Source organism: candidate division WOR-3 bacterium (genome assembly GCA_013177935.1).
In the GTDB taxonomy this organism is placed as follows: Bacteria; Hydrothermota; Tepidihabitantia; order Tepidihabitantales; family Tepidihabitantaceae; genus Tepidihabitans.
Map to the genome: position 1 here is coordinate 339551 of JABLXZ010000002.1, position 23751 is coordinate 363301.

Below are 23751 nucleotides of genomic sequence, written 5' to 3' on the forward strand. Positions count from 1 at the left end.
CTTAAAGTCAAGATAAAAAACAGGGGGATGGAAACCATCCCCCTGCGCGTGTAGGAGCAAATAATTATGTGCCCTACTTTTTACCGGTGTTGTACTCGTCTTTTTGCCACTTGGGCCAGGGCGCGCCCTGCATTAGGGTGCCGTCTGTGGGACCGATGACACAGTACATATAGTTACTACCGACGACGATGATATCACCGGTTGGACCAACCGCAAGGCTCGGGTAGCTTTCTTCAAGCAGACGGCGCGGCCGATGCGTCCTGCTTCGCCCTGCAACCTGTGTATAGCAGTCAGCAACCCACTTGAGGTCTCCGGTTGCCTGGTCCAGCGCCCACAGTTGGTCCTCATCATCCATAAAATAGAGGTAGCCGTTGGCAGCAAGGAGCGGGGAGCCGATGATTTCGTTTGTTGTGTGCTGCTGGCTCCAGCCTTCGTTGCCGTTAGCGGGCTGGAGGGCAACAACCTTACCACCACTGGTGGCGACAAACAGATACGATGGGCTTAAAACCAGCCCGGCAATTCCTGCCGGGTCAACAAGTTTTTCCCACTTCTTGGAGCCGTCTTCGTTTATCGCATAAACATAACCGGAGTCGTCACCAACATAGATGACACCGTCGTCACCCATTACCGGTGAACCCAGAGCAGAGTTCAGACGAAGCGTGCAGACCCATGCCGGGCTCTGGATATTCGGTTCCATCTTATAAACTGTTCCGTTGTCGAGCGCGACCAAAACATAGCCGGAACGGTCAATGACCGGTGCACCAACAACACTCGCCGGCAGTTTGTAGGCACCAAGACGATTACAGGCACTGCCCGCATCCTGGAGGTAATATAAGGTGTCGTTGGCATCGGATACGATGTAGATGTTATTGCCGTTGATTGCCGGTGTACCCCAGCCGTGCTCAGTGGTGTCGGGCTGCCATTTCCACGCCTGACTCAGACCGCTGGCTTCCAGTGCATAAAGGTAGCCGTCGTCGCTTCCGATGATAATGTGTGCCAGGTTTGCACAGTAGGCAGGATTGCCCTGGAAGATGTAAGATTCCGGGTCCGGTTTACTGCTGTTTGCCGAATTCTTTTTTCTGCCGTCACCGTATTTGACCGAGTAGAAGTAACCGTCATCGCAGTAGGTGTAAATCAATGTGTCGACACCGCTAATGACCACCGCCGGTGATGCGATGGGTGGTTCTGAGTCTCCGCTAACTGTCCCGGCGAAGTACCAGCGGACGCGTCCCTGGGCAACAACGGTAATCACGGTTGATTCCGGGGCGCACTCTGAGCGCTTTTTATCCCGGGCTTTTACCTTTACCGTAAAGTTGCCAGTGTCGTCGTATTGGTGAGTATAGGAAAGTGTTTCCCCAGAAGCGACAAATGTGCCAACCCATCCCTTGGAACCGTCGCCGAAGTCGAAATAAAACTCAATCGAATCGCCTTCTGGGTCGGTGGCGCTGGCGATGAACTCCTGGTCAACCTTCTTCGGGACTAAGTTTGGTACCCAGAACCAGAGGTTTTCCGGTGGGTTGTTGGGCAGCACGCGAATCTGTTTTGCCTCAGACCATTCCGAGATTTTTGTCGGGTCTTCGTCAAGATAGGCAGCGACTTTGTAGCTGAATGTTCCGACCTGGGTCCATTTTGGAGTGATGACAACGGTGTCACCACTTGGCGACACATCGGAGGTGTCCATTTTGCCATCAGGCTGACCGAGGTCAACGATGAACCGGACATCTTTGTTCCCGGAAACAGATGTGAACACCCGGATTGAGGTCGTGGCGTTGACCCAGGTTGATTCCGGTGAATAGGAGATTATCGGCGTTGAGGGTGCCTTGGACTTGGGGCAGCCAAGGGATATGAGTCCCACGAATGCCGCAACCAAAGCGACTAGACCGAAACTTCTTTTCATAACATTTCCTCCCTTTTCATTTTTTGTTTATTATCTTGTTACAACTGGTCCGTGGAAATAGCCAATTTCCGGATAACGGCAGAAACCGCCTTTACCGTCTTCAAAGTAGAAGTAATAGTTGTGGAACGCGCCCGGATATAGCCGGGTTTGGTACCGGTAGAGACCAGTGTGGGGTTTACCGCCGACCAGACGCATCTCAAAGGGTTTACCATTTATATAGATTTCGGCTCGAGCCGGTGGGTCGTTGTTCGGGTCCCGGTATTCTACATAGTAGGTAAAAACGGTATTGGGATAGCCGGCAGCGGGTTCAACCTTTTCACCCATCAAAGCGGGCGAGCGATTTTCCAGTTCACCAACTTTTGGTCCGAAGATGACGCCGTGCTTTGGGTGAAGCACGCAGGAGCCGCAGTCGTCAATGCCTACAAAGTAGTACACATGGTTACCCGGGGTTAAAGTGGTTTTGTAGTAATAGATTCCAGCAGCGGGTGTACCCTGAAGTAGTGCCATATCGTAGGGTATCCCGTCAATTACTACGCGCACCGCCTTTGGGTTTTTGCCGTCTTTATCGAGGTACTCAACGGTAAATGTGTACATATTGGTCCCGGTGATATAATCTTCATGAACGCCACCGTTACTGAGCACCGGCAGCCGGTCGTAAATCTGTTTCCCAGTGCCCACAAACGGTCCGGGTTTTTCGCCGTAGCGGGGGAAGCGAATTGACATTCCCCGCACATCCTCGGCGTAGAAGTAGTACTTGTGTTCACCCGGGGGCAGGGTCAACCGTGCCTGATAAATACCGGCGGATGGCTTGCCTTTTACACGGCGCATTGGATAAGCGATGCCATCGATATAAACCTCAACCTTTGCTGGCGGGTCGTTGTCCGGATCAGAATACCGGACCTGGGCGATATAAACATTTCTGGCGCTTCCCTGGATTGGCGTTATCTTTGCCCCGCAAAGGCAAGGGCTGTTGTTTGCCATTTCGGCAAAGACGGGCAGGGTAAGAGCCAGAAATATTATCGCAGCTGCCGCAAAAGCGATACCTTCTTTGCGCATTCTTCCTCCTTTTAGGTTGCAGCTTGCCAAGTTAGGTAAATTATAAGTTTAAGTTGTTCAATGTCAAGCAAAGGATTGTTGCCGGTAAAATACCGGTTTGACAGTCCACAGGGCTGATTTATCATTAACAGTGCGCGTTTTTGTTGGAACCTCAGGCTGGTTCTACTCCTGGAATCCAGAGCGGCGGCTGGACTGGTTTGTTTCCCGGTCGGGTCTGAATGCGGTTGAACTGAACGCCTCGTTTTACCGGTTTCCATTTCCGAATCAGGTTAAATCGTGGGCGAATAAGGGCAAAAATTTGCGCTGGGCAGTAAAGGTTTCCCGGCTGGTTACACACCAATACCGTTTCAGCGAAGAAGGTTATAAAGCGTGGGAAAAGTTCCGTGCGCTTTTTGAGCCGCTGGATTTCCTGATTGATTTTTATTTATTTCAACTTCCACCCCAATTGACCCCGCAAACAAAGCAGCGAATTGGCGATTTTGTTCGCCAGACCGGTTTGGGCAAAAGGTTTGCCCTGGAGTGCCGGAACAACGAATGGTTGAACCCCGAGACCGAACTGTGGGCAAAGGAACTGGGAATTACTCTTGTTTCGGTAGATGCGCCGACGCTCTCCCGCGAGATTTTCAATAGTTCCGGGCTTATTTATCTTCGTATGCACGGGAGAGAGGGTTGGTATCACCACAATTACACCAGCCGCGAGTTACGAGAAGTGGTCCAAAAAGTCCGGGCGAAGAAACCGAAGGCGGCATATGTTTTCTTCAACAATGATGAGGCTATGCTCAATAATGCCCGGATGATGCTCAAACTGCTTTCCCATCACCCAGACCTCTCCCGCAAGGGGAGAGGAGAAATGTAAGAGGAGAGTTTTTCCCGCAAGGGGAAGTGGAAAAGAGTAGCGCAGAAGAGCAGAGGTGCAGAAGCCCTCACCCTACCCCTCTCCCACAAGGGGCGAGGGGAGAAGAGCAGAAGAGGAGGGGCGCAGTACTTTAGATATACTCCCGGTAAGGGTTCAGGGAACGGTTCCCCCAACGACTCCCGGAATGATTCACTCAGTGATTTCCCAAATGATAGTGAAGGTCCATTCAGGGTTTAATAGACTGTTAGCCCTTTGTTCAGTTTAAATTTTAATAAGACCGGACCAGTTACCCGGGATATTGCTGAAAAAGGTTGGGTTCTTGATAGACAGGATGGTTAATTTGTGTTGTAAAACTGGACAGGGGAAAATTACGGGGTTATAATTTTGACTTCAACTATGGCGGAGTCATCTAAGTTTGAGCCTAAGATTGTGGCATTTCTGTGTAACTGGTGTTCTTACGCGGGCGCGGATTTGGCTGGTATTTCCCGAATGCAGTATCCACCCAATGTGCGGGTTTTGCGGGTTCCCTGTTCTGCCAGGGTTGACCCGTTTTTTATTTTACAGGCATTACAACAGGGTGCGGATGGTGTTTTAGTCTCAGGATGCCATCCTGGAGACTGCCATTATCTGACCGGGAATTATGTTGCCCGGCGGCGGTTTGCGGTGTTGCACGACCTGCTTCAGTTCTGCGGATTGGAACCGGGCAGGGTGACCTTTGCCTGGGTTTCGGCATCCGAAGGTGAGCGTTTTGCCCAACTGGTGCGCGAGGTTACAGATAACGTCAGGCAACTTGGTCCGAATCGAAAGTTAATAAAGGAGCAGTGAGCGGTGGATAAGGTGGCGCGGTTGCGGGAGCGGGCAAAAGAGTTGCTGGAAAAGCAGGAGGTGGTCGGGGTTCTGGGATACAGGGCGAGTTCGCGGCCCGGAATTTCCCAGGTGGCGTTTATTACGAGACCAGAGGAAGTGGACCGGCTGATTTTTGATTCAGCCTGCAGTCAGAATCTGGCGAATTACCTGTTGAAGGTAAAAGATAAGGGGAAGGTGGCGGTGGTGGCGCGGGGTTGTGACTCCCGCTCTATTGTGGTTCTTTTGCAGGAAAAGCAGATTGAAAGGGAAAAGGTCTATATCTTAGGTGTTGGTTGTGAAGGCGTTGTGGTGCAAGGGGAGAAGTCGGTTGCCTGCAGGAGTTGCCGATATCCGAATCCGGTGATTTACGATGAGATGGTAGGAGAAGAGGTGCATTTTGAGCCGGAGACGGTGGAGGATGAGTTTGACCGGTTGACGCCGGATGAGTGGTGGGAGGTTTTGAGTGCGGAGGTGGCTCGGTGTATTCGGTGTTATGCCTGCCGCCAGGTGTGTCCGAACTGTTACTGTCCGGTGTGTTTTGTTGATGCATCGATGCCGGCGCTGGTTGGTAAGACGCACAATGTTTCGGACAATATAGTGTTTCACATTATGCGGGCGCTGCATATGGCGGGCCGATGCGTTGAGTGCGGTGCGTGCCATCGTGCCTGCCCGATGGGGATTGACCTGATGCGGTTTAATCGCCAGGTGGCAAAGATTGTCCGGGAACGGTTCGGGCTGGTTGCCGGTGCCAAGCCGGATGAGATGCCGGCACTGACGATTTTTAAGCCCGATGACCCGCAGGAGTTTATCCGATGAAGGTGTTTCTGAAGAGCGAGGATTTGAAGAAACTGCTGGAGCAATTTGCCGGCGCGGGCAAATTGTTTGCACCGGTGAAGAAGGGCGGGTATTCAGGCTGGGCGCGGGTGAGTTCAATAGATGAGGTTGTATTGAGCGGCGCGCAAGCGGTGTTGCAAGGTGAAGAGGTCAACACACGGAAGCCGGCAAAGGTTTTTGTGTTTCCCCAAAGCGAGGTGATGTTTGAGTTTGATGGGGAGCGGGCGGTTGAAGTTACTGAGGTGCCGGAGGTGGTAGTTTTCGGGTTGAGGCCCTGTGATGGTAGGGCGATGGCGTTTTTAGAGCGGTTTTTTGTGGAGAATAAGCCAGAGGACCCTTTGGTGCGGGAGAGGCGGGAGAAGGCAACTTTGATTGGAGTTGCCTGCAACAGTCCGGCGGAGAGTTGCTTCTGCACAGCGGTGGGTGGTGGTCCACACGAGGGTAAGGGGCTGGATGTTTTGTTAAGGGAGGTAAACGGCGGTTTTGTGGGTGAGGCGGTGACCGAGAAGGGCGAAAAAGTTCTGGCGGGGTTTCCGGCGCCGAGCAAAGAGGCTGAGGTGGAGGCGGAAAAAAGGCGGCAGGAGGCAGAAGGGAAAATGGCGCTGAGGATTGACCTGAAACGGCTGAAGGAGGTGCTGGATAAAGGGTTTAATTCCCCAGTATGGGAGCGGCTGACACTGGAGTGCGTAAACTGCGGTGCCTGCACATTTCTCTGCCCGACCTGCCACTGTTTTGATATTACCGACGAAACGGTGCGGGGCAAGAAGAAGAGAAGCCGGGTGTGGGATTCGTGCCAGTTTACCCTGTACTCCCAGCACGCATCCGGACACAACCCCCGGCTCAATCCCGCCGGCCGTTACCGAAATCGGGTTATGGATAAGTTTAAGTACACCGTGGATATGGTTGGTGAACTGTCGTGTGTTGGGTGCGGGCGGTGTGTGCGGGTTTGTCCAGCCGGGATTGACATCCGCGTGGCGGTAGCAGAGATTTTAGAGGGTGTATGATAGAGCAGAAGAGCAGAAGCGCAGAAGAGCAGAGGGGAATGACGGCGGGCAATCCTTATAAGCCGGTACCGGTGCGGATTGAGCGGGTGACGATTGAAAATGACGCGCGGGATTTGAAAACTTTTGACCTGCGGTTTGTTGATGAGAGCGAAAGGGGTAAGTGGAGTTTTTTGCCCGGGCAGTTTGCCTTTCTTTCCATTGCTGGTGTGGGTGAGGCGCCGTTCGGGATTGCGAGTGCGCCGGATGAGGAGTTGTTGAAATTCACCGTGAAGCGCGTGGGCGCTTTTACGACCGCTTTGCATGAGATGGATGAGGGTGCGGTCATCGGCTTGCGCGGACCGTTCGGTTCCACCTATCCCTGGACATTGATGTCGGGTCGGGATATTTTAATTGTTTCGGGCGGTTTCTCCTTCACCACCCTGCGCGCGGTGATTGTCCACATTCTGAAAAAAGAGAACCGGCCCAATTACGGCAGATTGGTTGTGGTTTATGGCGCCCGAACACCAGGAGAACTGCTTTACAAAGTGGAGTTAAAAGCGTGGAGCAAAAGCCCGGAACTGGAGTTGAATTTGTGCGCGGACCGGGTCTGTGGCGCCGACTTTTTTGTCCAGGATAATGAAGGCGAAACAGCGGTGCGCGAGGGTCTGGTGCCGGAGATTTTAAAAGGGGTGAAGATTGAAGCGGGCAATGCGGTGGCGCTGGTGTGCGGACCGCCAATAATGCTGCGCTTTACCCATCCGGTTTTGAAGGATATGGGATTTAAGCCCGAGCAGGTTTTCCTGTCCCTGGAGAATCGGATGAAGTGCGGGATTGGTAAGTGCGGCCGCTGTAACATCGGTCCGAAGTATGTGTGCAAAGATGGTCCGGTTTTTTCCTATGAGGAGTTGCTCCGGCTACCGGAGGATTATTGAGATGAGAGCGGATAGAGTAAAGCAGAAAAGCAGAAGCGCAGAATAGGGTGAGGTATGAATAGAACACCAGAGGAGTTGGTGCGCGAAATTGAAACACTGTCCGGACAGCGCATTGCGGACTGCTATCAGTGCGGCTGTTGCAGTGCCGGCTGTCCGATTGGGACCGCAATGGAGCCGCCACCCAGTAAGGCGATTCGGCTTTTACAGTTAGGACGGGTTGAGGAGTTGCTCCAGAGCGAGGGTATCTGGCTCTGCGCCTCCTGCTTGGTTTGCGGGACACGCTGTCCCCGTGGTGTGGATTATGCGCGCATTGCGGAGGCGTGCCGGCTATTAATCTTGCGGACGAAGCGCAGCGTGGTTGACCCGGATTGTGTTGTGCCCGCGGACCTTGAGGATGTGCCCCAGCAGGCGTTTATTGCCAGTTTCCGGAAGTTTTCGGTATGAGGTATCTGTACTATCCCGGTTGTACACTCTACTCGAAGGCAAAGAACCTTGACCGGTGCGCCAGAAGAGCCGCGGAGCGGGTCGGAATAACCCTTGAGGAGTTGCCGTCGTGGAACTGCTGTGGCGCGATTTTTAATACGGGCAGTGATGATATTGCGGGTCAGGTGGGACCGGTGCGGGTACTGGCAAAGGCAAGTCAGCTGGGAGATAGGCTGGTGACACTTTGTGCCGCCTGCTACAATGTTTTGAAGCGGGCGGGGGCGCGGCTGAACATACCGGGTAATGAGCTGGAGCGACAGCGGGTTTTAGAGTTTGTGGAGGAGAAGATGGAGCGGGATGTGAGGGTGGTGCACTATCTTGAGGTGCTGAAGGAGGATATAGGGTGGGAAGGGGTGCGAAGGCGGGTGAGTAAGCCGTTGAACGGGTTGAAGGTTGCGTGTTATTATGGGTGTTTGATGGTGCGGCCGAAGGAGGTTTTGAGTTTTGACGACCCGGAGAATCCGATGGTGATGGATGAACTGGTGGCGGAGCTGGGCGGGGAGCCGGTGCGGTTTGATTTTAAGGCGGAGTGCTGTGGTGGCTATCTGGTAGTAAATCGGCGCGAGGTGGCACAGGAGTGTTCGATGCGGGTTGTGGAGAATGCCCGGAGTTGGGGAGCGGAGTTAATCGTGACAACATGTCCGCTGTGTCAGTATAATCTGGAGATGGCGCAGAAGAGCGTAGGGGCACGTAGGAACTTGCCCGTACTGCCGGTTTTGTATTTTACACAACTTTTGGGTCTGGCGCTGGGTTTGCCCGAGGAGGAGTTAGGGTTTGAGGATAATAAGTTGAATCCGGTGGATTTTTTGAAGGAGAAGGGGTTGTTGTGAGACTATGAAGCGGGTTGGTGTTTTTATCTGTCACTGCGGGATTAATATTGCGGGTGTGGTTAAGGTGCCGGAGTTGCGGGAGCGGGTGAAGGGTTTGCCCGGGGTGGTGAGTTGTATTGACTATGTGTACTGCTGTTCGGACCCGGGGCAGCGTTTAATCCGGGAGACAATTGAGAAGGAGAATCTAAGAGGGGTGGTTGTTGCCTGCTGTTCGCCGAGTCTGCATGAGGCGACCTTCCGGAAGGCGACCGAAGAGGCGGGTCTGAACCGGTATCTGTGTGAAATTGCCAATATTCGGGAGCAGTGTTCCTGGGTGACCGCAGACCGGGATGCGGCAACAAGGAAGGCAGAGGGAATTATTGCGACTGTGGTTGAGAAGGTGCGGATGGATGAACCGCTGGAGCGGGTAAAGGTGCCAATGAAGAAGCGGTGTCTGGTGGTTGGAGCGGGTATTGCCGGGATTCAGGCGGCGCTGGATGTGGCGAATGCGGGTTACGAGGTGGTTCTGGTTGAGAAGGAGCCTTCAATTGGCGGTCATATGGCACAGCTGTCCGAGACCTTTCCGACCCTGGACTGTTCGCAGTGTATTTTGACCCCGCGCACTGTGGAGGCTGGGAGACATCCCAACATTAAACTATTAACCTATTCTGAAGTGGTAGATGTTTCCGGTTTTGTCGGCAATTTTCGGGTGAAGATTCGGCAGAAGCCGCGTTATGTTGATATTGAGAAGTGCACGGGTTGCGGAATCTGCCTTGAGAAGTGTCCGGTGCGGGTCCCGGCGAGTTTTGACCGAAACCTGACCCGGCGCCGGGCAATTTACCGGCTGTTTCCCCAGGCGGTGCCGAACAAAGTGGTGATTGATAGCGAAAACTGCCGGCAGTTGCATGGCAAGAAGTGCGGGGTGTGTGCGAAGGTGTGTCCGGCAGATGCGATACGGTATGATGACCAGGAGCGGTTTATTGAGGAGGAGGTGGGCGCGATTATCCTTGCCACTGGTTATGAGTTGTTTGACCAGAACCGGCTGGGATATTACGGCGGCGGTGCGGTGCCGGATGTGATTGACGGACTGGCATTTGAGCGGATACTCTCGGCATCAGGTCCATTTGCGGGTGAGGTGCGCAGGCCTTCGGATGGCAAGGTGCCGCAAAGGGTGGTGTTTGTGCAGTGCGCCGGTTCCCGGGACTCAACTCAGGGTGTGCCTTACTGTTCAAAAATTTGCTGTATGTACACCGCCAAGCATGCGCTATTGTACAAGCACCGGGTGCATAACGGTGAGGCGATTGTGTGTTACATCGATGTCCGCACCCCGGGTAAGGGTTTTGAAGAGTTTTACCGCCGGGCAACTGACGAGGGGGTACAGTATCTGCGCGGCAAGGTGTCCAAGATTTTCCGGCGGGGTGATAAGGTGGTGGTCTGGGCAGCAGATACCCTTGCCGGCAAAAAGGTTGAAATTGAGGCGGATATGGTGGTCTTAGCGACCGCGGTTGTGCCGAATCCGGCGGGTGTGACGCTGGCGCGTAAGTTGAAAGTGGCGCTGGACGCCAATGGGTTCCAGACTGAGGCACATCCCAAATTAAGGCCCGTTGAGACGCTGGCAGCGGGGTTTTTCCTTGCCGGCTGCGGCCAGGGACCAAAGGATATTCCCGAGACCGTGGCACAGGCATCAGCAGCGGCGGCAAAGGTATTGTCGATGTTTGGCACAACCGAACTTTACCACGAACCGGTCGTGGCTGAGGTTGATGAGGAGATTTGTGTCGGCTGCGGCAATTGTGAACGAACCTGTGCTTATGAGGCGGTTAAGGTTGACCCGGTGCGCGGCAAGGCGGTGGTGCAGTTGGCAATGTGTGAAGGGTGTGGTGCCTGTTCGGTTTCCTGTCCTTCTGGAGCGATGAATTTAAAGAACTGGACAAAGAAGGCGCTGGCAAGGATGGTGGATGTATGATTGAGCAGGAGAGCAGGAGAGCAGAAGAGCAGAAGGGCAGAAGCCCTCACCCCTACCCCTCTCCCACAAGGGGCGAGGGGAGAATGAGCGGAAGGGCTGAAGAGCAGAAGGGTGTACGGGCAATTCATGAATTGCCCGTACAGGGTGCGGCGCTCGTGGTTGGTGCCGGCATCGCCGGGATTCAGGCGGCGCTGGAGATGGCGGAGTCCGGGTTTAAGGTTTACCTGGTGGACCGGGCACCGGCAATCGGCGGGGTGATGGCGATGCTGGACAAGACATTTCCGACCAACGACTGTTCAATGTGCATTCTCGCGCCGAAGCTGGTGGGAACCGGCAGACATCCGAATATTGAAATCATTACCGGTTGTGAGATAACCGGGTTTGAGGGTGAGCCGGGTTCGTTTACGGTGCGGTTACGGCAGAAGCCCAGGTTTGTGAATCTTGAAAAGTGCACCGGTTGTATGGAGTGTGTTAAGGTTTGTCCGGTGCGGGTGCCAGACCAGTACAATCAGGCGCTTTCGGCACGGGGCGCGGTTTACAAACTTTTTGCCCAGGCGATTCCCAATGCGGTCGTAATTGAAAAGAATACCAATCGGGCGCCATGCCGGCTTGCCTGTCCAGCCGGAGTGAATGCCCAGGGGTATGTGGCGCTCACCCGGGCGCGGAAGTTCCGGGAGGCTTATCTTTTGGTGCGGGAGCGGTTGCCATTTGTCGGTGTTTGCGGAAGGGTGTGCCACCACCCCTGTGAGCAGGAGTGTAACCGTAAAGAGATTGACGAGGCGGTTGCGATAAGGTCGGTTAAACGGTTTTTGTTTGACTGGGTGGAGAAAAATGAACCGGTGCCCTATAAAAAAGAGGAAGGCGCAGTATCGGGCAGTGGTGCCCGGGTAGCGGTAATTGGTGCGGGACCAGCAGGTTTGACCTGTGCCCTGGACCTTACCTTAAAAGGTTATCAGGTCACGGTGTTTGAAAAGAGCGAAAAGCCCGGCGGAATGATGCGCTGGGGAATTCCGGCATACCGGTTGCCCCGGGAGGTGCTGGATAAAGAGATTCAACTGATTGTTGATGCGGGAGTGGAGCTGAAATTGAATAGCCCAGTGAGTTCGACCGCGGAGCTGGAACAACTGTTAAAGGATGGTTATCAAGCGGTGTTTGTTGCGCTGGGGTGCCACAAGAGCCGGACTTTAACAATTCCCGGAATGGATTTAAAAGGGGTCTGGCATGCGGTTGAGTTTTTAAGGGCAGTAAATGGAGGAACCGAGGGCAATGTACAAATCGGACGGCGGGTTGTGGTTATTGGTGGCGGAAATGTGGCGGTGGACTGCGCGATGTGTGCGAAAAGGTTAGGTGCGGAAGAGGTGACAATGGTCTGCCTGGAAAAACGGGAAGAGATGCCCGCCCATCCCTGGGAAATTGAGGAGGCGCTAACCGATGGCGTTAAATTAATGCCGGGCTGGGGACCGAAAGCGATTCGGGGCGAAAACGGGGTAGTGAGCGGTCTGGAAACAGTGGAGTGTGTGCGGGTGTTTGATCAAGAGCACCGGTTCAATCCGGAGTTTAACCAGAAAAACACCGGATTTGTGCCGGGGGATACGGTGATTGTGGCGATTGGACAGGCGGTGGCAGCAGAGGGGTTTGACGGTATTGAACGGGGTCCGGCAGGAACCTGGAAGGTGGACCCGGTTTCACTGGCGGTGCAGGGTTTAAAAGGTGTGTTTGCGGGTGGTGATATGGTTTCGGGCCCGGCATCGGTGATTGAAGCGGTTCAGGCCGGACACGAGGCAGCAATTTCGATTGAGAGATTTCTAAAAGGGGAGGATTTAACCGTGGGGCGGGCTCAACCCAAGCCGCTGCCGGCAAAGTTGGAGGAATCAGCGGCAGCACGGTGGGGAAAGATTGAGAAAAAAACCCGGAAAAAGGAAGCGGTGCTTGAAGGTGAGAAAAGACTGGGAGGCTGGGTAGAGATTAATCGGGGTTTTGATGAGGAAACGGCGGTAAGAGAGGCGGAGCGCTGTCTTGATTGCGGGGTGTGTTCGGAATGTTTGCAGTGCGTTGCGGCGTGTGAGGCAGAGGCGCTCGTGCATCAGGACCGGGAAAGGGAACTGGAGTTGAAGGTTGGGGCGGTGGTTCTGGCGCCCGGGTTTAAGGAGCATAAGCCGGTTAAGGAGTGGGAGTACGGTTACCGGCGGTATCCGAATGTGGTGACGAGCCTGGAGTTTGAACGGATTCTGTCCGCAACCGGTCCTTATGAAGGTCAGGTGTTGCGGCCAGGAGATAAGAGTCACCCGAAGAAGATCGCCTGGATCCAGTGCGTTGGTTCCCGAAACGAAGAGCATTACTACTGTTCCTCGGTCTGCTGTATGTTTGCCACCAAAGAGGCGGTGATTGCGAAGGAGCATTGTGCCGGTGACCTTGAATGCCACATCTACTATATGGATATGCGCTGTTTCGGCAAGGGGTTTGAACGGTATTACGAGCGGGCAGAAAAGGAGTACGGGGTAAAGTATCGGCGGTCAAGAGTGGCACGGGTAGAAGCGGCGTCCGACGGTCAGGACCTGATTATCTCGTATGAAGATGAGAACGGCGTATTGCACCAGGAGGTTTACAATATGGTGGTTTTGTCCAGTGCGCTAACCGCGGACCCGGCAACGAGAGAGTTGTGTGAGCGGCTGGGCGTGCAGACCGATGAGCAGGGGTTTGTGAAAACCGACCCCGAATATCCGGTCGCGACATCCCGTGCTGGGGTTTATGCCTGCGGGGTTTGCGTTGAGCCCAAGGACATTCCGGAGACCGTAACCGAAGCGACCGGTTGCGCCGGTGCGGTTGAGGCGCTCCTTGCCCCGGCACGAGGTACCCTGGTCACGAAAAAGGAGTATCCACCAGAGCGGGATGTCTCTCTTGAGGAGCCGCGGATCGGTGTCTTTGTCTGTAACTGCGGGATTAACATCGGTGGTGTGGTGCGGGTGCCGGAGGTTGTGGAGTTTGCCCGCAGTTTGCCCGGTGTGGTTTACGCCGAGGAGAACCTGTTCACCTGCTCCCAGGACACCCAGGAGCGGATTCGCAAGGCGATTGTCGAGCACCGGTTAAATCGGGTTGTGGTGGCGTCGTGCACGCCCCGCACCCATGAGCCGCTGTTTCAGGAAACGATGCGCGAGGCGGCTCTTAACCCCCATCTTTTCACGATGGCAAACATTCGTGACCAGTGCTCCTGGGTCCATATGCACATACCCGAAAAGGCGACAGTAAAATCCAAGGAACTGGTGCGGATGGCGGTGGCAAATGCCCGGCGGTTGAAGCCGCTGCGTGCGGGAAAGCAGGCAATTGTGCAGAAGGCGCTGGTAATCGGTGGCGGTCTGGCGGGAATGACCGCAGCGCGGGCGATTGCCGAACAGGGTTTCGAGGTTTACCTTGTGGAAAAGGAGCGGGTGCTGGGCGGAACATTGCGCCGGCTCAGGTACGATGAACAAGGCAGAGAGACTTCCGAGTTGCTTTCCCGTTTGGAAAGGCAGGTGCGGGAAAATCCGAAAATCGAGGTTCTGACCGGGGCTGAGGTTGAAGGTGTTTCCGGTTATCTGGGCAACTATCGGACCAGATTGAAGACCGAAGCCGGGGAGCGGGAACTGGTGCACGGGGTTTTTGTCGTGGCATGTGGTGCTTCAGAGTACAAGCCGAGCGAGTATTTTTACGGTGCTGCAGAACGGGTGATGACCCAGCTTGAACTGGAACAGGCGATTGAGAACGGGCAGGTGGGAAACGAGGAAACCGGCCAGGTGATTGCAATGGTTCAGTGTGTTGGTTCAAGGGATAAAGAGCATCCCTGGTGTTCACGGGTGTGCTGCACTGAGGCGATTAAGAATGCCCTGCGTTTGCGGCGAATAAACCCGAACAACCAAGTCTACATCTTTTACCGGGACATCAGGACTTACGGGTTCCGGGAGAAATTGTACCGCGAGGCGCGGGAAGCCGGTGTGGTCTTCATCAGATTTGACCCGGATGAACAGGAACGGGCGCTCGTTGTTGAACGAGAGGGTGGCAGGTTTCACATTTCAGCGTTTGACCCGGTCTTACAGGCGCGGGTGGGCGTGAAAGCAGACCTTCTGGTGCTTTCCAGCGGTGTTGTACCTGCAGCGGATAACCCGAAACTGGCACAACTTTTAAAAGTGCCGTTGAACGAGGATGGGTTCTTCCTTGAGGCGCATATGAAGTTGCGACCGGTTGATTTCAATACGGCCGGGATTTTTATGGCGGGAATGTGCCATTCACCAAGGTTTATACCCGAGACCATCGCCCAGGCACTGGCAGCAGCGGCGCGGGCCTGTGCGGTGATAAGCCAGAGCGAAATAACAACCCAGGCGGTGGTGGCACGGGTGCGCGAGCGGTGGTGTGTTGGTTGTGGTGTCTGCGAGCGCATCTGCCAGTACGAGGCGGTGCGGGTCAATCAGGCAACGGGCAAGAGCGAGGTAACGCCGGTGTTATGCCAGGGGTGCGGTGCCTGTGCCGCAGCCTGCCCGTCAAATGCAATTGAGTTGCAGGGGTTTGAGTCCCGACAGTTATTGTCAATGGTAGAGGAGGCGTTGTGAGTGAATTTGAACCAAGGATTGTAGGTTTTCTCTGTAACTGGTGTACCTATGCCGGTGCCGACCTTGCCGGAACATCACGGATTCAGTATCCACCTAATATGAAACCGATTAGGGTGATGTGCTCGGCAGCGGTTGATTCGGTTTACATTGTCCGCGCCCTGATGGAAGGTGCGGACGGTGTGTTTATCGGCGGTTGCCATCCTGGTGACTGTCACTATGTCTCAGGAAATTACAAAACCCGACGCCGGATGGTTTTGTTTAATTCCATTATGCGTTCATTGGGTCTGGACCAGGAGCGGGTGCTGCTGCGCTGGATTTCTGCTGCGGAAGGAAAGAAGTTTGCGGATACGATTACCGAATTTACCGAGAAGCTGCGCAAGAAGGGACCCAGTCCATTTAAGACGCTGTGGGAGGTGTAAATGAGTACCGAAGAGCAGAAGAGCAGAAGCGCAGAAGAGGAGGGGCGAATGATTATTCGACCGTACAAGTTAAAGGTTGAGGGTGGAAATCCGGTAGAGACAGTTAAGGCGGTTTGTGCCCGGTGGTTAAAAGAGGGGGTTTTAAACGCGGTTATGATGCCCGCGTTTTCTCGCAATGGAGTTGCCGCGCCGGTGCTCTTCTCAGACCCGGAAGCGATACGCGACAGTGGCGTACCATTTCTGCCGGCGATGGGGGTCAATACGGCTTCGGTGGTGGATGAAATTGCCTTCAATCCGGCACCGGGTGTGAAGGTTGGGGTGTTCTTGCGGCCCTGTGAGGCGCGGGCGGTGGTAGAACTGGTAAAATTACAACAGGTGGTTTTAGACGGTCTGGTTTTAATCGGCGTTGATTGTCCGGGCACCTACCGTGCGCTGGATTTCTTTGAAGTCGCGGGGAGCGATGCCACCAGTTTTGTCAATCGTTTTTTGCAGGAGCAGGACCGGTACCTTGCCGAGAACAGGTTCCGTACCGCCTGTACAATGTGCGAGTTTCCGACCCCGCTGGTTTTTGACCTGCACATTGGGTTCTTAGGGATGAATCCCAGTGAGGCGTTGTGGGTGGCAGTGGGAAGTGAGAAAGGGGCAGAGCTGCTTAAAGGGCTTAATATTGAGGTGATGCAAGAGCCGGAGTCGAGGCAGAAGTTTATCGAGGAGTTGCGAACAAAACGACAGATGCGCGCCGAAGAACAGATTAAAGAGTTGGACAAAAAGGCGTTGGGTCCGGAGAATTTAGTGAGGTACTTCGCCGCCTGTTTGAACTGCCACAACTGTATGAAGGTGTGTCCGGTGTGCTACTGTCGGGAGTGCTTTTTTGAGTCCGAAGCGCTGGAACGGGACCTGGATGAGGTGGTGCGCATCTCTCGCCATAAAGGACAGACCCGGATGCCCCAGGGCACGCTGCTTTTCCACATCACCCGGATGAATCATATGATGACATCCTGTGTCCAGTGTGGAATTTGTGAAGACTCCTGCCCAGTGAAGATTGGTTTAAGCGTGTTGTTCAAGAAGGTTTCCCGCAACGCCCAGAAGGAGTTTGACTATCTGTCCGGGCGGTCGCTCGATGAGCCGTTGCCACTGGTGACATTCCGGGAGGACGAATTTCGGACAATCGGAGAGTGAATATGCCAGAGATTATTCTCAATGAACTGGATACTAAGTTTCGCGACCGGATTGCGGCGAAACTGGGTGACAACAGTTTTATGCACTGCTTTGCCTGCGGCTCCTGCACCGCCGCCTGTCCGGTACGCAGACTGGATGAGAAGTACAATCCGCGGCGGCTGATTCGGATGGCGATTTTAGGGCTGAAAGAGGAGGTTTACCGGTCGGAGTTTATCTGGATTTGTTCCTATCATGCGACCTGTCTCAAGCGCTGTCCCCAGAAGGTGAATATTGGTGCGGTCTGTGATGCGGTGGTGCGGTTGGCAGAAGAAGAGAAGCGGAGCAGCCCCTCACCCTACCCTTTCCCACAAGGGGCGAGGGAAAATGGAAAAGATGAGCGTTTCCCACGAGGGGCGAGGGTTACGAAGGAAGGGCAGGAGTTTCGAAACGCCGTGCGGAGGCTTGTGCCGGAAGTAGCCGCCTGTTTTATTTGCGGAAGTTGCACCGCAGTTTGTCCGGAGGCGCTTATTGATGAGAAAAAAGACCCGCGGCGGTTTATCCGGAAGATAAATCTCGGGCTGCGGGAGGAGGCGTTGTGCGACGAGTTTAAGGACATCTGCGCCACCCATTACCGCTGCGAGAGCCGGTGCCCGCAGGGGGTTAAGATTAACCGGTTGATGCAGGCGTTACGGGAACTGGCAGAGGAGGATGGTTATACCTATCCCGAATCTTTGAAGGAACTGGAGCGGTGAGGATGGAAAAAGAGCCGATGGTAAATAGCGCCGAAGAGCCCAGGGGTACCGGACCGGTTAATGCGGCGCTGGTGGTTGGGGGAGGAATTGGCGGGGTTCAGGCGGCGCTGGATTTAGCCGATAGCGGATGCCGGGTTTATTTAGTAGAGCGGCAGCCGGCGATTGGTGGTTATATGGCGATGCTGGACAAGACCTTTCCGACCAATGACTGCTCGATGTGCATCCTTTCGCCGAAACTGGTCACCTGTGCCCGTCATCCCAACATTGAACTGATGACCCTGACCGAACTGAAGTCAATTCAGGGTGAGCCGGGTAACTTTAAGGTGCAACTAATTCGCTATGCCCGTTCGGTGGACCTTACGAAGTGTACCGGTTGTGGTCTCTGTTTAGAGAAGTGTCCGGTGAAAATGCCCAATGAGTTTGAAGGCGGATTGAGCCAGCGCCGGGCGATTTTCCGACTTTATGCTCAGGCGGTGCCGAATGCACCGATGATTGACCGTACCCACTGCTTGAAGTTTACCAGAGACCGCTGCGGCAACTGTGCCCGGGTGTGCACCGCGGGTGCGATTGATTATAGCCAGAAGGATGAGGAGATAACAGTTGAAGTGGGTGCGGTGGTAATGACACCAGGAAGTGTGATTGTACAACCGCAGGTGCGGCCCGAGTATGGTTATGGTCGTTTCCCGAATGTTGTTACCAGTCTGGAGTTTGAGCGGATTATGTGCGCCTCGGGTCCGTTTGGCGGGCACATCAAGCGGCCCAGCGATGGCAAGGAGCCGAGACGGGTCGCCTGGGTTCAGTGTTTTGGTTCCCGGGATGAAACGGTGGAGAAAGGTTACTGTTCTTCAGTTTGCTGTATGTATGCGACGAAAGAGGCGGTGATTGCGAAGGAGCATGCCCGGCAGATTGAGCCGACAATTTTCTATATGGATATGAGGGCGTTCGGGAAGGATTTTGACCGGTATATTGAGCGGGCAGAGCGGCAATACGGGGTGCGGTTTGTGAGGGCGCGTATTGCCGAGCTGCGCGAGGAGCCGGACACGAAAGACATTGTTGTGCGCTACGCCGATGAAAGCGGGCAGCATTCCGCGCGGTTTGATATGGTGGTTCTTTCCTGCGGGTTTGTACCACCGGAAAAGGTCCAGGCGTTGAACGAGCGTTTGCAGGTGCGGTTGAACGAGTTTGCTTATCCGGATGAGGACCAATGGGAACCGGTAACAGTCCGGGAAGGGATATTTATCGCCGGAAGCGGGCAGGGTCCGAAGGACATTCCGGAGACGGTGGTTTCGGCTTCGGCGGCAGCGGCCCGGGCGTTGAAGTTGGTCAATGGTACAACTCCGAAACCGGTTGCTGAGGAAAAGCCCGAGGCGAATGACATTACCGGATTCGCGCCACGGATTGGGGTATTTGTGTGCCACTGTGGTATCAATATCGGTGGCATTGTGCGGGTGCCAGAGGTTGTGGAGTTTGCCCGCAGTTTGCCCGGCGTAGTTTATGCCGAGGAGAACCTTTACTCCTGTTCCGCGGACACACTGGAAAAACTCAAGCAGCGCATCAGGGAACAGCGCTTGAATCGGGTGGTGGTTGCCTCTTGCTCACCCCGTACCCACGAACCACTGTTTCAGGCGACCGTTGCCGAGGCGGGTTTGAATCCGCATTTGTTTGCAATGGCGAACATCCGGGACCAGTGTTCCTGGGTGCATATGGATGAACCGGATAAGGCAACCCTCAAGGCAAAGGACCTGGTGAAGATGGCGGTGGCGCGGGTGCGTCGTCAGGAGCCATTAGTGCCGGTGAAGTTGCCGGTGACCAAAGCCGGGCTTGTTATCGGAGGCGGCATTGCCGGGATGAGTGCGGCACGGGCACTGGCGGATGCCGGGTTTGATGTGTATCTGGTGGAAAGGGAAACGGAGCTGGGTGGTAATGCCCGAACAATCGCACGGACGATTGAAGGTGAAGATGTCCAGGCGCGGCTCAATAAGATGCGCGAGATGGTGAACTCCCATCCCCGGATAAAGGTTTACACCGGCACAACCGTGAAAAGGATTGACGGTTTTGTTGGCTCATATGAAACGACCCTGGAATGCGGGGGTGATTCAATCAAGGTGAAGCACGGGGTGGTGATTGTCGCGACGGGCGCGAGGTACCGGGAACCGGTGGAGTATCTCTACGGCCAGTCAAATCGGATAAAAACCCAGAAGGAACTGGAGACGATGATTGCGCAAGGCGAGCTGGCTAAAGGGTCGGGCAATGTGGTGATGATACAGTGCGTGGGTTCGCGTGAGGATGAGCGTCCTTACTGTTCGCGCATCTGCTGCGCCCAGGCGATTAAGAATGCCATCGCTTTGAAGGAGATAAACCCGGCGGTGGAGGTTTTTATCCTGTATCGGGACATCAGGACCTATGGTTTTAAGGAGAAGTACTATCGTAAGGCGCGCGAACTCGGGGTGAATTTCATCCGGTTTGAAAAGGAGCGCAAACCGGTGGTTGAGGTCAAGGACGGTAAACTGACCGTTCAAGTTTTTGAGCCGATATTAGGTACCGAGATTGAGATTGAACCGGACCTGTTGGTCCTCTCTTCCGGGGTCGTGCCGCAACCTGACGCCGGTGAACTGGCAAAGATGCTCAAGGTGCCCCTGCATCAGGATGGCTTTTTCCTCGAAGCCCATGCGAAACTCAGGCCGGTGGACTTTGCCACCGATGGGGTCTTTCTGTGCGGGTTGTGCCACTATCCCAAGTTTATTGACGAAGCGATTGCTTCAGCACAGGCGGCAGCAGGACGGGCGGCAACGGTTCTTGCCCGGGATTTTATTGAGGGCGAGCCCTATCAGGCGGTTGTTAACCCGGCACGGTGCTCGGCGTGCCATATGTGCGAAACGCTCTGTGCCTATCGGGCGATTGAGGTGAAACTGGTCAATGAGCGTACCGGCAAATTTGCCGCGGTGGTCAACCCGGCTTTGTGCAAAGGCTGCGGCGCCTGTGCGGCAAACTGTCGCAGCGAGGCGATTGACATCAAGGGGTTTAAGACCGAGAACATCGTGCGGGAAATCGCCGCACTGTTTCAGTGAAAACCGAAAAGTATCAACTCCTGGAACACACCGCTGACCTGATGGTGGCAATTTACGGCCGGGACCTGCCCGAACTTTTCCGCAATGCGGCATTTATGCTTTTTGATGTGATGGTGGAGCTGAAACAAGTTGAGCCGAACTTGACCGAAGAGGTGAAGTTGAATTCGTTTAACCTGGAGGAACTATTTCTTGACTGGTTGCGCGAACTGCTCTATCGATTTTCCACCCGTGGTTTTGTGCCCGTTGCGGTGGTGATTGAAGAACTCAAACCGGAGGCGGGCGAACTGAAGGCAAAACTAACCGGCGAGATTTATCAACCGGAAAAGCACGGTTTGAAGATAGAAATCAAGACCCCGACCTATCATCAGTACCGGCTGGAGAAAGGTCCGACCGGCTGGACTGCAACCGTGGTCTTAGATGTTTAGTGTGCCGATTTTAAGGGCGAAATCTCCCGCAACCTTTTGACCACCCGCTCAAAAACCTCGACGGTGTAGTCAATATCGGCTTCGGTAGTTTCGTCGCCCAATGAGAACCGGACAACCGAATTACGAAAGAGGGGCGGGATGTTGATTGCCTTGACCGTAGGTGATGGTTCTGGTTCGCCGGAAGAGCAGGCGGAACCCGAGGCAACCGCAATCCCTTCGAGGTCTAAGTTCATCAAGAGGGCTTCCCCTTCAACATAGGCGACGCTGAAGTGGCTCGTATTGACAAGCCGTTTTTCCGGATGGCCATTGAGCCGGACATCAGGCACCCGGGAGAGGATTTGTTCTTCAAGACGCTGGCGCAAGCGTAGCATCTTTGCAGCGTGGCTTTGCCACTCGTTTTTCAAGATGTTGCATGCCATACCCATTCCCACGATGCCGATGATGTTTTCGGTACCGGCACGCCGCCCCTTCTCATGATGACCGCCGTGGATCAGGGGATGAATTTTGACACCCTCCCGGATGAAAAGGACACCAACACCTTTGGGTGCATGAATTTTGTGGCCCGAGATGGTCAATAGGTCAACACCCAGTTCCCGGACATCAATTTTCATTTTACCGGCGGCGGATACCGCATCGGTATGCAATAACACCCCGGCATTTTTACAGATAGCGGCAATCTCTTTGATAGGTTCAATCGTACCAATCTCGTTGTTGGCGAGCATTACGCTCACGAGTGCGGTCTCTTTTGTTATTGCCTTTTGCACCGCTGCCGGGTCAACAATACCGTACGAGTCAACCGGCAGAAAGGTTACCTGCCAGCCCTGCTCGGATAGATACTGGGCGCTGCCCAAAATTGAGGCGTGTTCAATCGGGCTCGTGATGATGTGCCGGCCGCGTTCGAGCATCAGCGCCACCGCCACTCCTTTAATCGCCCAGTTGTTCGCTTCGGTGCCACCGCTGGTAAAGAAGATTTCTTCGGGTTTGGCATTTAAGAAGTCGGCAACCTGTTCGCGCGCCCGGGCGATACCTTCGGCCGCTTCCCGGCCAAAGGAGTGCAGGTTGGAAGGGTTGCCAAAGATTTCGTTCAGAAAAGGTTCAATCGCCTGCCGGACTCTTGGGTCAATTGGTGTTGTTGAGTTGTTGTCCAGATAAATCCGTCGTTTCATGCTCTTTTGCCTCCTTTGATTTCTGCTGCCGGTTTTTGATCGTACCGGCGATTTCGTAAAGGAAAATCATTATCACCCCGATAACAACAAAGGCATCCGCCAGGTTGAAGGTAAACCAGCGGATACGGAGCGAACGCAGTTCAAAATCAATAAAGTCGATAACAAATCCCAGCCGGAACCGGTCAATAAGGTTGCCCAAAGCGCCGCCCAGAATCAGGCCGTAGGCTGAGCCGAGCCAGGTGCTTTTGGTTTTCAGGGCAAAAATTAGGACAAGGATGATGCCGATGCCGGGCAGGATGAAGTACATCAGCCGCGGACCAAAAGGAATGCCAAAAACACCCCGGGTGTTGGTGGTGTAGGAAATCTTGAGAATGTCGCCGAGAATTCGAATCGGTGCACCACCTTCAACACCGCCGGTGATTCCGTAAACAAGGATTTTTGTCAGCTGGTCAGCAAATAGTGATGCGATGGCGGCCCAGACAAACGACCGGCGCAGGGCAGCAGCCATCAGATGATGTGCTCGGCGCCCGCAAGCAGCCGGTCGAGCGCTTCGGCGTTATAAACCCGGATGTGGTAATGCTGCGCAAACTGCTGGGCATCTTCTGAGAGGTATGGGACCGCGATGAGGATGATGTCCTGGGCACCGACATCGTAAGCCTTGGCATAGAGTTTGATGACCTCTTCCGAGTCAACGGCGCGCTCGGCTGAGGCGAGTCCGACGACGACCTTGTGCTCAAGCGGACCGGTGTGCTTGATGGCGAGGATGTCGATAGTGTGCTCGGCACCGGACTTCCCGAGCAGACGCGCCGATTCCTGGACATCGTAGCCCTCGCGTTTCAGTATCTCCAGCACCTTGGCGCGGGGGATGCGTTCGAGACGGAGTTTGGAGATTTGTGCCGGGTCGAGTACGAACCGATAGAGGACCAGTTCCCGCACCCCATCTTTCGGGAAGTTGCGGTTGCAGCCCGGGCAGTGCCACTTTTCGACCGGAGTCCGGGTTATCTCCCGGCAGTTTTCACACTGGTAGCGGTTGCCCAGGTCGTCATAGTCGCTGCCAACAAGGAAAAGTTCGGCACGGCACTTGGGGCAGATGCGTTCGTCTTTGCGCTGGAAATCCTTTTCCGGTGCGGTCCAGTTGCAGGGGCGGTGTCTTAAAAGTCGCACGCGGTTTAGGTTGGGTGAACCGCACTTCGGGCAGAAAATCGTCCACTCAAGGTTATGGGAGTTGCAGACCGGGCAGAACAGAAGACGTTCGGCAAAATGGCGTTCAAGATAGCCCAGACGGTGCAGGTCACTGAGCAGCCGCTGGGCATATTCGGCATCAACCCCGAGGTGGTTTTCCACCACCGGATAACTTACCCAGCCGTCTGGACGAGGAGCAAACACTGGTTCCAGCGCCGGGAGTTTGTTCTCGGCGAGGAGTTCTAACAGGCTCAACACCTTCGGGTCGTTAATCATCTTTAGCCTCCAGAATAATTATACCAGAAAAAGCCCGATAAGTCAAAGATGTATTTTCCACCCTCC

Annotated in this window: 19 protein-coding genes; 14 read left to right on the forward strand and 5 right to left on the reverse strand. The window is 54.5% G+C overall.

Annotated elements, in window-relative coordinates; all coding sequences use genetic code 11:
• Window positions 1–73: 73 nt before the first annotated feature.
• Both HPY86_04740 and HPY86_04745 read right to left on the reverse strand, forming a co-directional pair.
• Complete coding sequence (locus tag HPY86_04740) at window positions 74–1897, reverse strand: PQQ-binding-like beta-propeller repeat protein (protein NPV14220.1); 1824 nt, start codon at window positions 1895–1897, stop codon at window positions 74–76.
• Window positions 1898–1927: 30 nt separating this feature from the next.
• Window positions 1928–2953 (reverse strand): hypothetical protein, encoded by a 1026-nt coding sequence (locus HPY86_04745; GenBank protein ID NPV14221.1) that lies wholly within the window; start codon window positions 2951–2953, stop codon window positions 1928–1930.
• A gap of 130 nt (window positions 2954–3083) precedes the next feature.
• Here HPY86_04745 and HPY86_04750 point away from each other — a divergent pair, with 130 nt between their 5' ends.
• The 14 genes from HPY86_04750 (at window position 3084) to HPY86_04815 (ending at window position 21061) form a co-directional block, all read left to right on the forward strand.
• Entirely contained in the window at window positions 3084–3809 is a 726-nt protein-coding gene (locus HPY86_04750) for a DUF72 domain-containing protein (protein NPV14222.1), read from the forward strand.
• A 396-nt stretch (window positions 3810–4205) separates the two neighbouring features.
• Window positions 4206–4634 carry a hydrogenase iron-sulfur subunit gene (locus HPY86_04755; GenBank protein ID NPV14223.1) on the forward strand — a complete coding sequence of 143 codons (429 nt, stop codon included), beginning with the start codon at window positions 4206–4208 and terminating at the stop codon, window positions 4632–4634.
• Window positions 4635–4637: 3 nt separating this feature from the next.
• A complete protein-coding gene (locus HPY86_04760; GenBank protein NPV14224.1) occupies window positions 4638–5471 on the forward strand; it encodes a 4Fe-4S ferredoxin in 834 nt (277 codons plus the stop codon).
• Window positions 5468–6493 carry a 4Fe-4S dicluster domain-containing protein gene (locus HPY86_04765; protein ID NPV14225.1) on the forward strand — a complete coding sequence of 342 codons (1026 nt, stop codon included), beginning with the start codon at window positions 5468–5470 and terminating at the stop codon, window positions 6491–6493. The genes HPY86_04760 and HPY86_04765 overlap by 4 nt, the downstream gene beginning before the upstream one ends.
• Window positions 6494–6531: 38 nt before the next feature.
• Complete coding sequence (locus tag HPY86_04770) at window positions 6532–7404, forward strand: FAD/NAD(P)-binding protein (GenBank protein ID NPV14226.1); 873 nt, start codon at window positions 6532–6534, stop codon at window positions 7402–7404.
• Between the two features lie 54 nt (window positions 7405–7458).
• Window positions 7459–7848 (forward strand): heterodisulfide reductase, encoded by a 390-nt coding sequence (locus tag HPY86_04775; protein NPV14227.1) that lies wholly within the window; start codon window positions 7459–7461, stop codon window positions 7846–7848.
• Entirely contained in the window at window positions 7845–8717 is an 873-nt protein-coding gene (locus HPY86_04780) for a CoB--CoM heterodisulfide reductase iron-sulfur subunit B family protein (GenBank protein ID NPV14228.1), read from the forward strand. The genes HPY86_04775 and HPY86_04780 overlap by 4 nt, the downstream gene beginning before the upstream one ends.
• Before the next feature lie 4 nt (window positions 8718–8721).
• Window positions 8722–10659: a CoB--CoM heterodisulfide reductase iron-sulfur subunit A family protein gene (locus HPY86_04785; GenBank protein NPV14229.1), complete on the forward strand. Its 1938-nt coding sequence runs from the start codon at window positions 8722–8724 to the stop codon at window positions 10657–10659.
• Window positions 10660–10742: 83 nt separating this feature from the next.
• Window positions 10743–15239: an FAD-dependent oxidoreductase gene (locus HPY86_04790; protein NPV14230.1), complete on the forward strand. Its 4497-nt coding sequence runs from the start codon at window positions 10743–10745 to the stop codon at window positions 15237–15239.
• Window positions 15236–15658 (forward strand): hydrogenase iron-sulfur subunit, encoded by a 423-nt coding sequence (locus HPY86_04795; GenBank protein NPV14231.1) that lies wholly within the window; start codon window positions 15236–15238, stop codon window positions 15656–15658. Before HPY86_04790 ends, HPY86_04795 begins: the two co-directional genes overlap by 4 nt.
• A complete protein-coding gene (locus tag HPY86_04800; protein NPV14232.1) occupies window positions 15659–16837 on the forward strand; it encodes a hypothetical protein in 1179 nt (392 codons plus the stop codon).
• A 167-nt stretch (window positions 16838–17004) separates the two neighbouring features.
• Complete coding sequence (locus HPY86_04805; GenBank protein NPV14233.1) at window positions 17005–17568, forward strand: hypothetical protein; 564 nt, start codon at window positions 17005–17007, stop codon at window positions 17566–17568.
• A gap of 17 nt (window positions 17569–17585) precedes the next feature.
• Entirely contained in the window at window positions 17586–20636 is a 3051-nt protein-coding gene (locus tag HPY86_04810) for a CoB--CoM heterodisulfide reductase iron-sulfur subunit A family protein (protein NPV14234.1), read from the forward strand.
• Window positions 20633–21061, forward strand: a complete 429-nt coding sequence (locus HPY86_04815; GenBank protein ID NPV14235.1) for an archease — start codon at window positions 20633–20635, stop codon at window positions 21059–21061. Before HPY86_04810 ends, HPY86_04815 begins: the two co-directional genes overlap by 4 nt.
• On the opposite strand, the gene HPY86_04820 is transcribed toward HPY86_04815, so the two are convergent.
• From HPY86_04820 to HPY86_04830, 3 genes are read right to left on the reverse strand one after another with little or no spacing between them, the layout of a single operon-like run.
• Window positions 21058–22227 (reverse strand): cysteine desulfurase, encoded by a 1170-nt coding sequence (locus HPY86_04820; protein ID NPV14236.1) that lies wholly within the window; start codon window positions 22225–22227, stop codon window positions 21058–21060. The two genes, HPY86_04815 and HPY86_04820, sit on opposite strands and share 4 nt — an antisense overlap.
• Window positions 22181–22735, reverse strand: a complete 555-nt coding sequence (lspA, locus tag HPY86_04825; protein NPV14237.1) for a signal peptidase II — start codon at window positions 22733–22735, stop codon at window positions 22181–22183. Before lspA ends, HPY86_04820 begins: the two co-directional genes overlap by 47 nt.
• Complete coding sequence (locus HPY86_04830; protein NPV14238.1) at window positions 22735–23685, reverse strand: hypothetical protein; 951 nt, start codon at window positions 23683–23685, stop codon at window positions 22735–22737. Before HPY86_04830 ends, lspA begins: the two co-directional genes overlap by 1 nt.
• Between the last annotated feature and the right edge of the window lie 66 nt (window positions 23686–23751).

Bases quoted from the DNA above. Each gene is read 5' to 3' on its own strand.
- HPY86_04740 (NPV14220.1), bottom strand. From the start codon at position 1,897: ATGAAAAGAAGTTTCGGTCTAGTCGCTTTGGTTGCGGCATTCGTGGGA.
- HPY86_04745 (NPV14221.1), bottom strand. From the start codon at position 2,953: ATGCGCAAAGAAGGTATCGCTTTTGCGGCAGCTGCGATAATATTTCTG.
- HPY86_04755 (NPV14223.1), top strand. From the start codon at position 4,206: ATGGCGGAGTCATCTAAGTTTGAGCCTAAGATTGTGGCATTTCTGTGT.
- HPY86_04765 (NPV14225.1), top strand. From the start codon at position 5,468: ATGAAGGTGTTTCTGAAGAGCGAGGATTTGAAGAAACTGCTGGAGCAA.
- HPY86_04770 (NPV14226.1), top strand. From the start codon at position 6,532: ATGACGGCGGGCAATCCTTATAAGCCGGTACCGGTGCGGATTGAGCGG.
- HPY86_04775 (NPV14227.1), top strand. From the start codon at position 7,459: ATGAATAGAACACCAGAGGAGTTGGTGCGCGAAATTGAAACACTGTCC.
- HPY86_04780 (NPV14228.1), top strand. From the start codon at position 7,845: ATGAGGTATCTGTACTATCCCGGTTGTACACTCTACTCGAAGGCAAAG.
- HPY86_04785 (NPV14229.1), top strand. From the start codon at position 8,722: ATGAAGCGGGTTGGTGTTTTTATCTGTCACTGCGGGATTAATATTGCG.
- HPY86_04790 (NPV14230.1), top strand. From the start codon at position 10,743: ATGAGCGGAAGGGCTGAAGAGCAGAAGGGTGTACGGGCAATTCATGAA.
- HPY86_04800 (NPV14232.1), top strand. From the start codon at position 15,659: ATGAGTACCGAAGAGCAGAAGAGCAGAAGCGCAGAAGAGGAGGGGCGA.
- HPY86_04805 (NPV14233.1), top strand. From the start codon at position 17,005: ATGGCGATTTTAGGGCTGAAAGAGGAGGTTTACCGGTCGGAGTTTATC.
- HPY86_04810 (NPV14234.1), top strand. From the start codon at position 17,586: ATGGTAAATAGCGCCGAAGAGCCCAGGGGTACCGGACCGGTTAATGCG.
- HPY86_04820 (NPV14236.1), bottom strand. From the start codon at position 22,227: ATGAAACGACGGATTTATCTGGACAACAACTCAACAACACCAATTGAC.
- lspA (NPV14237.1), bottom strand. From the start codon at position 22,735: ATGGCTGCTGCCCTGCGCCGGTCGTTTGTCTGGGCCGCCATCGCATCA.
- HPY86_04830 (NPV14238.1), bottom strand. From the start codon at position 23,685: ATGATTAACGACCCGAAGGTGTTGAGCCTGTTAGAACTCCTCGCCGAG.